This window comes from Williamsia sp. z71, assembly GCF_059553375.1.
In genome coordinates this window covers 300,719-315,875 of the sequence record NZ_JCANWX010000007.1, presented here as the reverse complement: position 1 = coordinate 315,875, position 15,157 = coordinate 300,719, and the positions used below count along the sequence as shown (strand labels likewise).

The 15,157-nt window shown below is 66.8% G+C and carries 12 protein-coding genes; 7 read left to right on the top strand and 5 right to left on the bottom strand.

The window, feature by feature from the left end; all coding sequences use genetic code 11:
- Positions 1–50: 50 nt before the first annotated feature.
- From AC51GR_RS18740 to AC51GR_RS18730, 3 genes are all read right to left on the bottom strand, one after another.
- Entirely contained in the window at positions 51–329 is a 279-nt protein-coding gene (locus AC51GR_RS18740; RefSeq protein ID WP_496326151.1) for an exodeoxyribonuclease VII small subunit, read from the bottom strand.
- A 117-nt stretch (positions 330–446) separates the two neighbouring features.
- Positions 447–1,697, bottom strand: a complete 1,251-nt coding sequence (gene xseA / locus AC51GR_RS18735) for an exodeoxyribonuclease VII large subunit (RefSeq protein ID WP_496326150.1) — start codon at positions 1,695–1,697, stop codon at positions 447–449.
- Positions 1,698–1,706: 9 nt separating this feature from the next.
- A complete protein-coding gene (locus tag AC51GR_RS18730) occupies positions 1,707–2,342 on the bottom strand; it encodes a lipid droplet-associated protein (protein WP_496326149.1) in 636 nt (211 codons plus the stop codon).
- 69 nt (positions 2,343–2,411) lie between these two features.
- On the opposite strand from AC51GR_RS18730, the gene AC51GR_RS18725 reads away from it, so the two are divergent.
- Positions 2,412–3,380, top strand: a complete 969-nt coding sequence (locus tag AC51GR_RS18725) for a 4-hydroxy-3-methylbut-2-enyl diphosphate reductase (RefSeq protein ID WP_496326148.1) — start codon at positions 2,412–2,414, stop codon at positions 3,378–3,380.
- A 79-nt stretch (positions 3,381–3,459) separates the two neighbouring features.
- A complete protein-coding gene (locus AC51GR_RS18720) occupies positions 3,460–3,873 on the top strand; it encodes a TIGR03667 family PPOX class F420-dependent oxidoreductase (RefSeq protein WP_496326147.1) in 414 nt (137 codons plus the stop codon).
- A 24-nt stretch (positions 3,874–3,897) separates the two neighbouring features.
- Here the strand turns inward: AC51GR_RS18720 and mycP are convergent, their stop codons facing one another.
- Entirely contained in the window at positions 3,898–5,271 is a 1,374-nt protein-coding gene (gene mycP, locus AC51GR_RS18715; RefSeq protein WP_496326146.1) for a type VII secretion-associated serine protease mycosin, read from the bottom strand.
- Between the two features lie 68 nt (positions 5,272–5,339).
- Positions 5,340–6,827: a type VII secretion integral membrane protein EccD gene (gene eccD, locus AC51GR_RS18710; protein ID WP_496326145.1), complete on the bottom strand. Its 1,488-nt coding sequence runs from the start codon at positions 6,825–6,827 to the stop codon at positions 5,340–5,342.
- Between the two features lie 198 nt (positions 6,828–7,025).
- Here eccD and eccCa point away from each other — a divergent pair, with 198 nt between their 5' ends.
- From eccCa to glmM, 5 genes are all read left to right on the top strand, one after another.
- Complete coding sequence (gene eccCa, locus AC51GR_RS18705) at positions 7,026–11,024, top strand: type VII secretion protein EccCa (protein WP_496326144.1); 3,999 nt, start codon at positions 7,026–7,028, stop codon at positions 11,022–11,024.
- Positions 11,025–11,035: 11 nt separating this feature from the next.
- Positions 11,036–12,295 (top strand): type VII secretion-associated protein, encoded by a 1,260-nt coding sequence (locus AC51GR_RS18700; protein ID WP_496326143.1) that lies wholly within the window; start codon positions 11,036–11,038, stop codon positions 12,293–12,295.
- 187 nt (positions 12,296–12,482) lie between these two features.
- Positions 12,483–12,926, top strand: a complete 444-nt coding sequence (rplM, locus tag AC51GR_RS18695) for a 50S ribosomal protein L13 (protein WP_482138295.1) — start codon at positions 12,483–12,485, stop codon at positions 12,924–12,926.
- On the top strand, positions 12,923–13,459 hold the full coding sequence (gene rpsI, locus AC51GR_RS18690; RefSeq protein WP_496326142.1) for a 30S ribosomal protein S9: 537 nt from the start codon (positions 12,923–12,925) through the stop codon (positions 13,457–13,459). Before rplM ends, rpsI begins: the two co-directional genes overlap by 4 nt.
- 102 nt (positions 13,460–13,561) lie before the next feature.
- Positions 13,562–14,896, top strand: coding sequence for a phosphoglucosamine mutase (gene glmM / locus AC51GR_RS18685; protein WP_496326141.1), 1,335 nt, complete (start codon positions 13,562–13,564; stop codon positions 14,894–14,896).
- Positions 14,897–15,157 lie beyond the last annotated feature (261 nt).

The window sequence follows — 15,157 nt, the reverse complement described above, 5'->3', positions numbered from 1 at the left end:
CATAAACGGCCCGAGAGTGACCGACGGGTGTGGTCGCGCCGAATCAGATCTCAGGCCTCGTCGTCCGGGTCGTCGTCGACGTCGTCCTCGAATTCGTCGGCGTCGTCGGTCCCGAGGACTGCTTCGATACGTTTGCGAGCGCCTTCGAGATGTTCCTCACACCGCCGCGACAAAGCCTCTCCGCGCTCCCAGAGTTCCAGCGATGCGTCGAGATCGAGACCGCCCTGTTCCAGGGTGCGGACCACCACGATCAGCTCGTCCCGGGCCTGTTCGTAGCCCAGTTCACTGATCGGCCGCTCGTTGCTGTCGGCGTCTTTCTTCGCTGCCACTGTCTTCCTTCTTGTCCGTGCCCGGACGCCGGTGTCTTGTTCCGGCGAGTGCTGGTGCGTCCGGTGTTGGGTTGGTCTGGTGAACTCGCGTCCGGTGGGACCGGCGTTGCCGGGTTGTCAGCCGCGTCGGGGTTTTTCGACGACCATCACCGCGGCGCGGGTGGCGCCGTCGGCGACCCGGACCCGGAGCTGGGTTCCGATGGGCATGTCGTCGACCGAGGTCACGACGTGGGGATCTTCGTCCGAACTGCTCGCGGCCCCGGGTACGCGCTGCACGACGGCGTATCCACGGGCCAACGTCTGTGCGGGCCCGAGGGTGGACAGGCGGGCCGTGAGATGTTCGATTCGCTGTTCCTCGCCGGACACGTGCCGGGCGACGTCGCGGCGGATGTCGCGGGCGGCGCGTTCGATCTCGTCGATCCGGTCGTCGACGATGCGATAGGGCTGGGCCAGTACGGGCCGGCCGCGCAGGGAGTCGAGTCCGCGTACCTGGGTGGTCACCCAATTGCGCAACGCCCCGGCGCTTCGTGCCCGCAGGTCGCGGACGGTCGCGAGTTCGACGGCGACGTCGGGCACCACTCGTTTGGCGGCATCGGTGGGAGTCGCCGCGCGCAGGTCGGCAACGAGGTCGAGAACGGGGGAGTCGGGTTCGTGGCCGATCGCGCTGACCACCGCCGTGGTGATCTGGGCGACGGCCCGGCACAGTGCCTCGTCGGAGAACGGCAGCAGATCCTCGACGCTGCCGCCCCCGCGGGCCAGGATGATGACGTCGACGTCGGGATGCGCGTCGAGTTCGGCGAGGTGCCTCAGGATGGCCGGGACCGCCGTCGGACCCTGGACGGGCGCGTTGCGGATCTCGAAACGAACAGCAGGCCAACGCTTTTGGGCGACCGAGACGATGTCGCGCTCGGCGGCGCTGGCCCGTCCGGTGATGAGTCCGATGGAGCCGGGCAAGAACGGTAGCGGCCGTTTGCGGGCGACGTCGAACAGTCCCTCGGCGGCCAGTAGGCGGCGAAGCCGTTCGATGCGGGCCAGGAGTTCGCCGATGCCGATCGGCCGGATCTCCGTGACCCGCAACGACACCGTGCCGCGCCCGGTGTAGAACACCGGTTTGCCCAGGACCACCACCCGGGCCCCCTCGGTCAAGGGGACCGGCGCGCGGGTCAGCAGATCGGGGCTGCAGGTGACCTGGATGGAGATGTCGGCGGCGGGATCGCGCAGCGTCAGGAACGCGGTGCGGGTACCTGGGCGACGGTTGATCTGGGTCAACTGACCTTCGACCCAGACCTGTCCCAGTTTGTGTAGCCAGTCGGCGATCTTGGTGTTGATCGTCCGCACCGGCCACGCCGATTCGGGCGTATTGCTCACGTGGGAAGGTTACTTGGTCGCCGCGGTCACACGGTTGTCGAGCATCGTGACAAACGGTGCGCGGGCCCGCGTGGACTTTTCGTACGCGGCCAGTTCCTTGAGTTCGTCGAGTCCGACGGTGCGGAGTTTGGCCCGCAGTTGGGCCAGCGTCAGCGAGTCGTAGTCGAGTGCCTCGACGATTTCTGGAGCGTCGCCGTTGGAGCTCGCGGTCGGTGTCGGATCCCCGGCGTCGACGTCGATCTCGGGAGTCGAACTGTAGAGCGCGAACCGCCCGGATCCGGCCGGCCCGGTCGCGGACCCGGAGTCGTCTTTGTCGGCTTCGCCCGCATCCGCAGCGCCGGAATCGGTGGCTGTGGCCGGAGTCACCGGACGAGTTACGGTGGGCAGGACGAAGTCGTCCTCGTCCTCATCGAAGGTGGCCCACTCCGGCTCGTCTTCGGCATGGCCGAGGAGGGACTCGAAGACCTCGTCGCCCTTGATGGCCATTTCGGCGATGCCCTGCTGAAGACGCATCACGGCCTGCAATGTCTCGCTGAGCGCGGTCATCGGAAGGGTGATCGCTGTGGTCGGCAATTTGCGTGTCTCTTCGAGCACTGTGACAACAACCCCGGCAGCGACCCTTGCGGCATAAGGTGGTCGGATCATGTCCATACTCTGCCTCATGCTGCAGGCGGTGACCACTGGTAGGGGCCGATTGCCCGTACGCTGAACCACATGAGTTCGGCCGAAATCACCCCGTCAGGCAAGAAAATCCTGCTCGCTGAGCCTCGCGGCTACTGCGCGGGCGTCGATCGCGCTGTCGAGACAGTGGAAAAAGCGCTCGAGAAGCACGGTGCACCCGTGTATGTGCGCAAGGAGATCGTCCACAACCGGCACGTGGTGGAGACACTGACAGACCGCGGCGCGGTCTTCGTCGACGAAACCGATGAGGTGCCCGAGGGCGCGCTCGTCGTGTTCTCGGCGCATGGCGTCTCGCCCGCGGTCCACGAATCCGCCGCCGGCCGCAACCTGCGCACCATCGACGCGACCTGCCCGCTGGTCACCAAGGTGCACCAGGAGGCCAAGCGCTTCGCCCGCGACGACTACGACATCCTGCTGATCGGTCACGAGGGTCACGAAGAGGTCGAGGGCACCGCCGGTGAGGCTCCCGACCACGTGCAGCTCGTCGACGGGCCGGACAGCGTCGACCGCGTCACGGTCCGCGACGAGTCCAAGGTGATCTGGCTGTCGCAGACCACGTTGTCTGTCGATGAGACCATGCAGACGGTCTCGCGCCTGCGGGAGAAGTTCCCGCTGCTCAACGATCCGCCGAGTGACGACATCTGTTACGCCACCCAGAATCGGCAGGTTGCCGTCAAGGCCATGGCCCCGCAGTGCGAGCTGGTGATCGTGGTCGGCTCGCAGAACTCGTCGAACTCGGTGCGCCTCGTCGAAGTGGCCCTGCAGGCCGGTGCGAACGCGTCGTACCTGGTCGATTACGCCCGGGACATCGATCCGGCGTGGCTTGAGGGCGTACAGACCGTCGGCATCACCTCTGGCGCGTCGGTGCCCGAGATCCTTGTCGCCGGCGTCATGGACCTGCTCGGTGAGTACGGCTTCGACAGCGTCGAGACGGTGACCACTGCACAGGAGACCCTGACCTTCGCCCTGCCGCGCGAATTGCGTCCCGCCCGCGCGAAGTAAGACCCCACGACGCCCGGCGCGCCCGGTCCGGGAAGATCGGCGCCCCGGGCATCGTTGTGATGTAGATGACATCCACGACTTGCAACTGACCGAGCGGCAACGCGAACGTTTGCGCGCCGAGTACGTCATCTGGTTGACCACCGTCAAACCGAACGGGACACCGGTGCCCACACCCGTGTGGTTTCTGTGGTCATCTGACGAGTTCCTGATCCTCAGTGAGCCGGGCACGGCCAAGCTGACCAACATCTCCCAGAACGCCTCGGTGGCACTGAATTTCAACAGCACCGCCGACGGTGGAGACGTCGCGGTGTTCACCGCGCAGGCGTCGACGGACCCCGGCGGACCCACCGGCCCGGAATGGGATGCCTACGCCGCCAAATACGAGACCGCGATCCATCAGCTGGAGATGACCCCGGAAATGACCCCGGAGATGTTCCGGGCGGCGTATTCGACGTTGATCCGCGTCAAGCCCCGCCGGGTACGCGGCTGGTGAGCCCCGGGCCGGACCACATGCGGGTCAGTACTCGTCGGGGTCCAACTTGCGCAAGCGCCGCGCCGGCATCGAGACCGCCCAGCCGGCCACCAGGATCACCGCACACACACCGATTCCGATGAGGGCTGCCGTGCGTGGCCCGGTGTCGGCGGGCTGATCCGGGATCGGCGTCGAGATCGCCTGCGGAACAGCCCAATCCGTCGCCACGTCCGGGATTTCGAAGGTGAGTGCGGCAACCGGGTCGATCACTCCGTGGCCGATCGTGTTGTCGCGGCCGGTTCCCGGTGCGTGCGCCGTCCGGGTGATCCGTTCCATCACCTCGGCCGCATCGAGTTCTGGAAATCGCGCCCGGACGAGCGCCGCGACGCCGGCGACGTACGGCGCGGCAAAACTGGTGCCGTCGATGCCGGAGAGCCCTTTGTCACCGTCGTGGGCGTTGACCAACCTGCTCGATCCACCGGCGTTGTCCAGGCTCAGGATGCCGGTACCCGGCGCCGCGACGCCCACCCAGGGCCCCGACAGGCTGAAACCGGCCGGTGATCCGGTCTCCGAATCGACGGCGGCCACACTCAGGACATACGGCGAGTACCAGGCCGGACTGGCGACGGTGGTCACCGTGTCCCAGCCGTCGAGCTCGGGTTCGGCGGGGTTCGGTGGGGGATTCTGGGTGGAGCAGGCCGAGCCCTGGGTGAGGTTGCCGGCCGCGGCCACCACGACCACATTGCGGTCGAATGCGTACTTCACCGCTGCGCCCAACTGTTTGTCGTGCAGGTCGGTGCCTGCCGAGCCGCACGCGACCTCGGAGATGTTGATGACCGTGGCACCGAGGTCGACGGCCCGGACGACCGCGTTGGCCAACGTCTGCACCGTGCCGAATCCGGAACCCACGGTCGGATCGGGGGGCGTGTTCTGCCGCCGGTCCTTCGCCTCGAACGCGCCGCTGGACTGCCGGATCGCGATGATGGAGGACTCGGGGGCCACCCCGGCGAACGCGTCGGTCGAGGACGGCTGTGCGGCAATGATCCCGGCCACGAGTGTGCCGTGTCCGTCACAGTCGTCGGTGCCGTCGGTGCGCGAGACGTAGTCGCCGCCGGCCTGGACGCGGGGGAGCCGGGGGTGCCGGGTGACGCCGGTGTCGATGACGGCCACCCGTTGGCCCGCACCCCGGCTGAACCGCCAGGCCTCGGGCAGTCGCATCATCGTCTGCGCTGCCGAGGGCACGGTGACCTCGGTGCCCGGTGACAGAACGGGCTTGGCGCACAACATCTTCTGCTCGGTGGCCTCCGGTGGCGCCACCGGCGCCCCTCGCACCAGCGCGCCGGGCTCGATGACCGGTTGGACGATTGCGCCCGCGGTGGGTGCCGGGAACGCGGTCAGCACCGCCAGGACGCCGACCACTGCGGCAAGTCGAACGGTTCGGTTGCCAGGCTTCGGGGGGTGCGCGGTGCGGGTTCCGAGACCCTCGATCACAGGTCGCGCACCGCGGCGAAGAGATCCATGATCCAGAACATCAAGGGCACGATCATGGCGATCAACAGGTATTCGGCGATCTCGACCAGGCGACGCATCACCGGCGAGAAGGACGACTGAGGCGCCACGACCCCACAGAGCAGGGCCAGGACCGCGACCACCGCGACGGCGGTCATCGCGAACGCGGCGCGATCGTCGGGGCCGAGCACCACCAGTGTGGCGGTCACACCGAACCCGATCGCCCCGGCGGCGATGAGGATCGACGCCTGTGCGAGGTCGGCGTAGGAACGTCCACGCAGGCACAGGAGAGTGGCGATGACCAACGCGTACACCGTGCAAAGCCAACTGAAGTCATCGACGGGGTAGGCCACCATCGCGATACCGGCCACCGCGGCCACCGACGTGCCGGCGATGATCCCGGTGAGATAACGCGCCGCAGTCCTGGCCCGGAGTTCGAGTGCCGCGGCTGAGGGGAGCGCCATGGCACCGATTGCCCCGATACCCTCGATGGCGGGACGAGGTGCGGAGTCGACGGGGTCGATGGGCGCACCGGCGGTCGGGACCGGGGGCAGCGGCAGCCTGGCGAGCAGGATCGTGATGCGCGGGGCCATCGAGATCGCCAGGATCGCGACGGCGCACAGCCCTGCCCCGAGTTTGACGGTGCCCGGTGAGAAGACAAGCTGCACAAGGGATGCGAAGGTCCCGAAGATCGCGGCGGCACCGACGGCCGAATGGATCAGCGGGCCTGCGGTCGATATTCGATAGGACAGGGCCGCCGATACCGTGACCACCGCGCAGCCGAGTGCGAGGTGAGCTGCTCCGAATGCGCCGGGCGGCAACATCATTCCGGCCGCACCTGCCGGCGCCATCGAGCACAACGATGCGATGGCCGCGGTGGCCGGATCGTCGTAATAGCGACCGACCACCGCGCCGGCCACCATGAAGGCGAGCGCAACCATCGCGGCGATGAGTATCGGCCACAACAGCTCACGGTCACCGCGTTCTGAGAGCAGCGATAATGAGAGCAGCGTCGAGGCCCCCACCGCGACGGCATACCCCATCGCCCGGGCCGCGGCGGCATTCCAGCTCGAGAACTGCGCGTCACCGAGACGGGCGACCGCATCGATGACGTCGTCGAAGAGCACCGGACTCTCCCGGGCCGGAACCGCCCGGAGAATCAGCAGGTCACCGTCACGGACCCCGGCCTCGCTGAGGCTGCGATTGGGCGCGATGGGGTCGTGACCGACCCGGGACAGTGTCCAGTGGTCGCGGATGGGACCGGGCCTCGAGTCGCTGTCCTCGTCGTCGACCGGTGCTCGGGTGCTGATCAAGGCGACGAGGTCGGGGATCAGCGCGGCCACCGCAACCGCGGCGGGCAGGCCGACGTCGAATTGCGTCGTCCCACCGATCACCGACACCCGCGCGAGCGCCGGTTCGGTACCGGCCGCAGCATCGAGCTCCGCCAAAAGGTCAGCAGCGGTCATGATTCCCCCCAAGAGATCCCCACCAAGTACCGATGACCATAGCGAACCGCAGCGACATTGCGCCTGCCACCGGCGGGTTCGCTGTGGATTGATTGCACCCTTCGGGGTGCCCGGCGGACCGCCATGAGGAATGATGTGCGGCCAGGGGAGCAAGTTTGAGTTTCAGGGGTGGGGGGTTTTGAAATCCATGATGTCGCGATGACGACGGGTACAACCGAGGGTTTTGTCCGTCGGGCCAGGGTGCCGGCACCGCGGACGCCGGGCGGAGAGGTCAATCTTCAGGTGCCACCGGACGTTCCACGGGTGGTGCCGGGCAATCTGCTGATGAAGATGATGCCCGTGGTGATGGTGTTCGCCGTGGTGGGCATGATCGCGATGATGTTCGTGACCGGCGGACGCAACATGTTGTCGAATCCGCTGTTCATGATGTTCCCGATGATGATGCTGATGTCGATGTTCGGCATGTATGCAGGTGGGGGCAATCGAGGCGGCAAACGCGCCGCCGAACTCAACGAAGAGCGCAAGGACTACTTCCGGTACCTGTGCCAGGTCCGCGACGAGGTCCACGAGACGGGTGCCGCGCAACGGCAGGCCCTCGAATGGAGCCATCCCGAACCCGCTGCGCTGCTCGGTGTGGTCGGTGGCCGGCGGATGTGGGAACGGCGTCGCGGCGACAACGATTTCGGCCATGTCCGGGTCGGTGTCGGATCGCAGCGCCTGGCAACCCGCCTGATGCCGCCGGAGACAGGGCCGCTCGAAGACGTCGAACCGGTGTCCGCGGTGGCACTGCGTCGCTTCGTTCGCACGCATTCCGTGGTGCACGGTCTGCCCACCGCCGTCTCGTTGCGCGGATTCCCGGCGATCAACATCGAGGGGGCCAGGCAGGAGACCAGGCAGCTCGCCCGGTCGATGATGCTGGAACTGTGCGCCTTCCACGGACCCGATCAGCTCATGGTCGCGGTGGTCACCGCCGATCCGGCCGCGGAATCGTGGGATTGGTGCAAGTGGCTGCCGCACGTGCAGCATCCGCACGAACGGGACGGCGTCGGGTCGGTTCGGATGATCTACCGGTCGCTGGCAGATCTCGAGGACGACCTGGCCACCGATCTCCTCGAACGTGGCCGGTTCTCGCGGTCGGCACCACCGGCGGCGGGCCGGGCCCAGTTGGTGGTGATCATCGACGACGGTCACGTCACCGGTGACGAACGGATCGTCGGGGACGCCGGGATGGAGGCGGTGTCGGTGCTCGACCTGTCCGCCCCGCCGGACGGCCTCGCGGTCCGACGCGGTCTGCAGCTGGTCGTACGGGACGGAAAAGTTGGCGCGCGCAGCGCATTCGGTGTCGAAGAGTTCGCCGACATGGACGCGCTGAGTGTTCCGGAGGCGGAGGCCTTCGCCCGCACCATGGCCCGCTACCGCCTGGCCACCGCCGCGCAGATGGTCAGCCTGGAGCAGGAGGTCTCACCGACCGATCCCGGTCTGATGAATCTCCTCGGTATCGGTGATGCGACCCGCCTGGATCTGCGCAGTGTGTGGGCGCCGCGGCCTGCCCGCAATCGCCTGCGGGTCCCGATCGGCTACTCGGTCAACGGGACACCGGTCGAGATCGACATCAAAGAGGCGGCCGAAGGCGGCATGGGTCCGCACGGGCTGTGTATCGGTGCCACCGGCTCGGGTAAATCGGAGTTCCTGCGCACGCTGGTGCTCTCGATGCTGGCCTCGCATTCGCCTGAGGCGCTCAACCTCGTGCTGGTCGATTTCAAGGGCGGCGCAACATTTTTGGGACTCGACGCCGCCCCACACGTGGCGGCGGTGATCACCAACCTCGAAGAAGAACTGTCGATGGTCGACCGGATGCGCGATGCGCTGTCCGGTGAGATGAACCGGCGTCAGGAGCTCTTGCGTTCGGCGGGGAACTTCGCGAATGTCGGTGACTACGAACGGGCCCGGGCCGCAGGTGCCGCACTGGAGCCGATGCCTGCACTGTTCATCGTGGTGGACGAGTTCTCCGAGCTGCTGGCCCAGAAGCCGGACTTCGCCGACCTGTTCGTCGCGATCGGGCGGTTGGGCCGATCGCTGCACATCCATCTCCTGCTGGCCTCGCAGCGACTCGAAGAGGGCAAGATGCGCGGACTCGACAGTCATCTGTCGTACCGGATCGGGCTGAAGACCTTCTCTGCCAACGAATCCCGGTCGGTTCTCGGCGTACCCGACGCCTACCATCTGCCGAATGTTCCGGGCTCTGGTTATCTGAAATGCGATTCCGCCGAACCGATCCGGTTCAACACCTGTTACGTCTCGGGTCCGTACACACCACCGGTGTCGGCGATCGATGCGGTGTATTCGCCGACACCGGGCGGTGGTGGTCGGCTCAAGATGTTCACCGCGGGGCGGGTTCCCCTCGACCCGGTGGTGATGTCCGAACCGATTCTTCCGGACCAGGTTCCCGAACCGGTGAACGCCCCACCGGCACGCACGTTGCTCGAGACCGTGATCGGACAGATCGAGGGCCACGGCCCGGCCGCGCACGAGGTGTGGCTGCCGCCGCTGGATGAGTCGCCGACGATCGATGTGCTGGCCCCGCACTGGCAGACGCCGCAGACCGGTCGGCTGGAGTTCCCGCTGGGCATCGTCGACCGTCCCTATGATCAGCGGTGCGATGTCCTGACGATCGACGTCTCGGGTTCACGCGGCAACGTGGCGATTGTCGGCGGTCCGCAGTCGGGCAAGTCGAATGCGGTGCGCGCCTTGATCCTTGCCGCTGCGGTCACGCACGGTCCCGAACAGGTGCAGTTCTACTGTCTGGACTTCGGTGGTGGATCGCTGTCGGGTATCGCCGGGTTGCCGCATGTGGGTTCGGTGGCCGGCCGCGCAGACATGGACGCGGTCCGGCGGACGGTCGCCGAGGTGGCGGCCCTGGTCCGACAACGCGAACTGCGGTTCGCGGCCCTCGGGATCGAATCGATGCGGGACTTCCGGAACCGGCGCAGCGCGGGGGACCCGTCCTTGTCCGAGGACATCTTCGGCGACGTGTTCCTGGTGGTCGACGGGTACGCCGTGATCCGCGGGGAGTTCGATTTCCTGGAGGAGCAGATCAACGGCATCGTCGCGCAGGGCCTGTCCTACGGCGTCCACGTGATCGTGACCGCCGCGAGGTGGGCCGAGGTCCGGCCGGCAATCAAGGACCTGATCGGCAGTCGGCTCGAACTACGTCTGGGCGACCCGCTCGATTCGGAGATGGGGCGCAAGGTCGCCGGACTCGTCCCCGAGGGCCGGCCCGGACGTGGTCTGACACCGGAACAACTGCACATGTTGATCGCATTGCCTCGCACCGACTCCCGGACCGACGTCGAGTCACTGCGCGGCGCGCTGACGGACACGGTCCAGAAAGTCTGTGCGATGTATCCCGACCGCAAGGCCATGGCGGTCCGCAAGCTCGCGTCCCATCTGGATCGGGCGGAGATGCTCGATCGCGTGCGTGAACGTGGGATCACGCTGAACCCGAAACAGGTGGCGATCGGTGTCGGCGAAGCCGAACTCGCCCCGGTCATCCTCGATTTCGGGGCACAGCCACACTTCATGGCCTTTGCGGACGTGGAACACGGGAAGACCACGTTGCTCCGCAACATCGTCGCCGGTCTCGTCGAGAACGGCACCGCTGAGCAGACCAAGATCGTGCTGGTCGACTACCGGCGGACCATGCTCGGTGTGATCGAGTCGGATCACCTGGCGGGGTATGCGAGTTCGGCCCAGACCCTGGCGCCGATGGTGAACGAGTTGGTGGCCTTCTTCACCGCCCGGATACCGGGCGAGAACGTGACGCAACAGCAGTTGCGAGAGGGCAACTGGTGGTCCGGGCCGGATGTCTACATCGTGGTCGACGACTACGACATGGTGGCCACCGGTAACGGGAACCCGCTGGTGCCGTTGGTGGACCTGCTCTCGCAGGCCCGCGACATCGGGCTGCATCTGATCGTCACCCGGCGGTCGGGCGGCGCGGGCCGGGCTCTGTTCGACACGATCATCGGGCGTCTGAAAGACCTGTCGACCGATGGCCTGTTGATGAGCGGTGACCGGGATGAGGGTTACCTGCTGGGCCGGGTCCGGTTGCAGAAGTTGGTACCCGGCCGCGGTGAACTCGTCTCCCGGTCGCGTCCGCAGGAAATGATCCAAGTCGCCCATCTGCCGCCCTTGTGAATGAGGGCGTGGTGAACCAGAACCCTGTGAACCCGACCGTGGTGACAATGCCCCGCGGCATCCGGGCGACCGTGGCCGACATCGCCTACGACGAATTCGTCGTCGGGTCGGGCGGCGCCACTCCCATCGGAGCGCTGGTCTCGGGTATCAACGCTGCGGGTGTCACGGTCGATGGCCGGCGGATGCACATCGCCGAGGCGTGGTCGCGGTTGTTCGCCCGGCTGGGCGGGATCGGGCCGGTGACGCTGACGTATCCGAGTACGTGGGGCCGTCGGCGAACCGAGATCTTGCGCAACGCGGCGCTGGCCCACTGCGGCGAGCTGGAACTGGTACCCCGTGCCGTCGCGATCGCCCGTTCACACCTCGACGCGGCGGCCCAGTGTGTGGTGGTGATCGAGGTCCATGGGCGAACCAGGGCCGACGCGCGGATCGACATCCACGAGCTGCGGTCGTCGACGGCCGGACTGCAGATCTGCTCGACACGGGTCCTCACCGATCCGGCCGGACTACCCGACCTCCTGGCCGATATGGACAACCGTGTCGAGGCGATCCTGGTCGACGGTTGCGACCGGGCCGCGGTGACCGAGGTCCGTCGGAGCGCTGAGGAGTCGACCATCGTGGGGCGGGTCCTGGCGGTCGACCGGTCCCTGTTGCGGCGATTCGGCGGTGCCGAACTGCCTCCACCGCGCATCGACGACGACCCGCCGGCGAACGGGGCGCGGAGCCGCGGTCGGCTCGTCGCCGCGATCGCGGCCCTGCTCGTGGTGGTGGCAGCGGCGACCGGTGTCGCCGTCGTGGTGATCAGGGACGGTGCGTCGGCTACGTCGGCGGCGCAGCCGGATCAGTTCGTCCAGCTCGGTCGGGTGGGGCTCACGGTTCCCGGCGGCTGGCGGAGCAGCAGTGAACCGCCGGCCGAGGGTGTGGTGTCCCGGACGACGTTCGCCGCCCCGGAGAACGACACCCGCCTGATCGTGCTGCAGAACACGGTCCGCGACACCTCTACATTGGCATCGGTCGCGGTGAGTCTGCGCAACCGCATCGATCAGCGCGGCGATGCCGTGGTGCAGGAGTTCTCCGCGAGCACGCGGTACGCGGGCCGCGAAGTGATCGGTTACCGGGAGGTCCCGGTATCGGGCGGGACCATCCGCTGGTATCTGTTGGTAGAACGAGGTCTGCAGGTCAGCATCGGTTGTCAGAGCGGTTCGGCGGGCGAATCCATCGACGAGCAATGCCGCGGTGCGGTCGGATCGGTGCGGATCGCCGGGCCGTGACACCACCGGCACCCGCCGAGCTGGTGGCAGGCGTTTTGACCATGCAGTCGCCAAAACGGTACTGTTGTTCGTTGGTGCGCGGCCGTCTGGTTTACCGGGCGAGTCGAGGCCTGGGTCCCCACTGGTCGCCAGGGCAACCTCTGCCACGCACCTGACCAGCTCCATCACCGAAACGACAGGACTTTCTGTGCCTACGTACACCCCGAAGGCGAGTGACATCACGCATGCGTGGCTTGTCATCGACGCCACCGACGTGGTGCTCGGTCGCCTTGCCGTGCAGAGCGCCAATCTGCTCCGCGGCAAGCACAAGCCGACCTACGCCCCCCACATGGATGGTGGCGACTTCGTCATCATCATCAACGCCGAGAAGGTTGCCATCAGCGGCAACAAGCTCGACGACAAACTGCTCTACCGCCACTCGGGTCATCCGGGCGGCCTGAAGTCCCGCACTGTCGGTGAGACCCTGGCCACCCGTCCAGAGCGCCTCGTCGAGAAGGCGATCATCGGGATGCTCCCGAAGACCAAGCTCGGTAACGCCATGGCCTCCAAGCTCAAGGTGTACGCCGGACCCAATCACCCCCACGCGGCTCAGCAGCCCGTGCCCTTCGAGATCACCCAGGTTGCCCAGTGACGGCGCCGGAGGAGCAGAACGTGTCCGATCAGACCGAAGCCGAAGTTGTGGCTGCTGAAGTCGTCGAGGCCGAGGTCGGCGCCGATGACTACATCGTGGACGAGGTTGTCGCCGAAGAGGCCGTCACCCGTGCGCCGATCGAGTTCGATCGCCCGGTCCAGACCGTTGGTCGCCGTAAGGAAGCTGTCGTTCGCGTCCGCTTGATGCCCGGCACCGGCGAGTTCAAGCTCAACGGTCGCAGCCTGGAGGAGTACTTCCCCAACAAGGTGCACCAGCAGCTGATCAAGGCTCCGTTTGTCACCGTGGATCGCAACGATGCATTCGACATCTTCGCGAACCTGCATGGTGGCGGCCCGTCGGGACAGGCCGGCGCTCTGCGTCTGGCCATCGCCCGCGCGCTGATCGAGGTCACCCCGGACGATCGCCCGGCCCTGAAGAAGGCCGGCTTCCTCACCCGTGACCCGCGTGCAGTGGAGCGCAAGAAGTACGGCCTGAAGAAGGCCCGTAAGGCTTCGCAGTACAGCAAGCGCTGATCTCTTCTCAGTCGCGAGAAATATCAAGCTCGACTTGACCACAGGCAGGCGTTCAGAAATCTCTGGACGCCTGCCTGTGTGCATGGGAAACAAAGGAACGTAATGGGGCACCTGTTCGGCACAGACGGTGTTCGGGGATTGGCCAACGCCGACCTGACTCCGGAACTGACACTCTCACTTGCGCAGGCCGGAGCGCGAGTGCTCGCGACCGACCGCACCTCGGCCGGACGACCGGTTGCGATCGTCGGCCGCGATACCCGGGCATCGGGGGAGATGCTCGAGGCGGCGGTGTGTGCCGGGTTGACCGCAGCAGGTGTTGACGCCCTGCGCGTCGGTGTGGTGCCCACGCCGGCTGTCGCCCACCTCACCGACCATTACGGCGCCGCATTCGGCGTGATGATCTCGGCTTCTCATAATCCGATGCCCGACAACGGGATCAAGTTCTTCGGCCCCGGCGGCCACAAGCTTGCCGATGCGGCCGAGGACGCCATCGAAGCAGCCTTGGACGCTGCCGTGCCGCGTCCGACCGGATCCGATGTGGGACGGGTCCGCGACGCCGACGACGCGCTCGATGTCTACCTCCGTCATCTGTCGGGGATGGTCGAGTCGAATCTGAAACCGGTGACGGTGGTGGTCGATTGCGCGCACGGTGCTGCGTACCTCGCCGCCCCGCGCGCCTACCGCGCCGCAGGTGCCACGGTGATCGCGATCAGCGCCGATCCCGATGGCAACAACATCAATGAGGGTTGCGGTTCAACACATTTGGAGCAGGTCCAGGCTGCAGTCCGGGAATACGGTGCCGATCTCGGACTGGCCCACGACGGTGATGCCGATCGGTGCCTGGCAGTGGATGCCTCGGGCGAGGTGGTCGACGGCGACGCCATCATGGCGGTGCTCGCCACCTCCATGAAGGACGCCGGCACCCTCAAGGACAACACCCTCGTCGCCACCGTGATGAGCAATCTCGGTCTGCATCACGCCATGACACAGGCCGGGATTGCGGTGCGCACCACCGGTGTTGGTGACCGGTATGTACTCGAAGAACTCCGGGCCGGTGGGTACTCCCTCGGTGGTGAGCAGTCCGGCCATGTGGTCATCCCGTCGCACGGCACCACCGGAGACGGCATCCTGACCGGTCTGGCACTGATGGACCGGATGGCGTCCACCGGCAAGCCCCTGGCCGAGCTGGCCTCGATCATGCAGGCACTGCCGCAGGTGCTGATCAACGTTCGCGTGGCCGACAAGAACGTCGTGGCACAGGCGCAGTCGGTGAAGCAGGCCGTTGCGTCGGCAGAGGGCGAACTGGGGGACACCGGGCGGGTGCTCCTGCGGCCGTCGGGGACCGAGCAGCTGGTCCGGGTGATGGTCGAGGCCGCCACGGCGGAGCAGGCCCAGTCTGTTGCCGGACGGATCGCCGCGGCGGTCGAGGCGGCCTGACCGCCGGAGCTTTGTGCCCTCGCGGTTCGGTGCGCAGGTGCACGCCCCGGCGCGCCCGCACACTTGGCGGGGACTTGTGACTAGAATCACTCTTTTGCGGATCTTTCCGTCCTCCCTTTCTTTATGTGAATTCTTCGAGAAGTATTCTTGCATTTGCAACTATTGGGCGAATGAACATCGAGGTCGGACTCGGTTGATGCTGGTAGGTGGCGCGGAAAGGAATTGCTGTCCCCGATACCGGGGACACCGCGACGCGGCTCT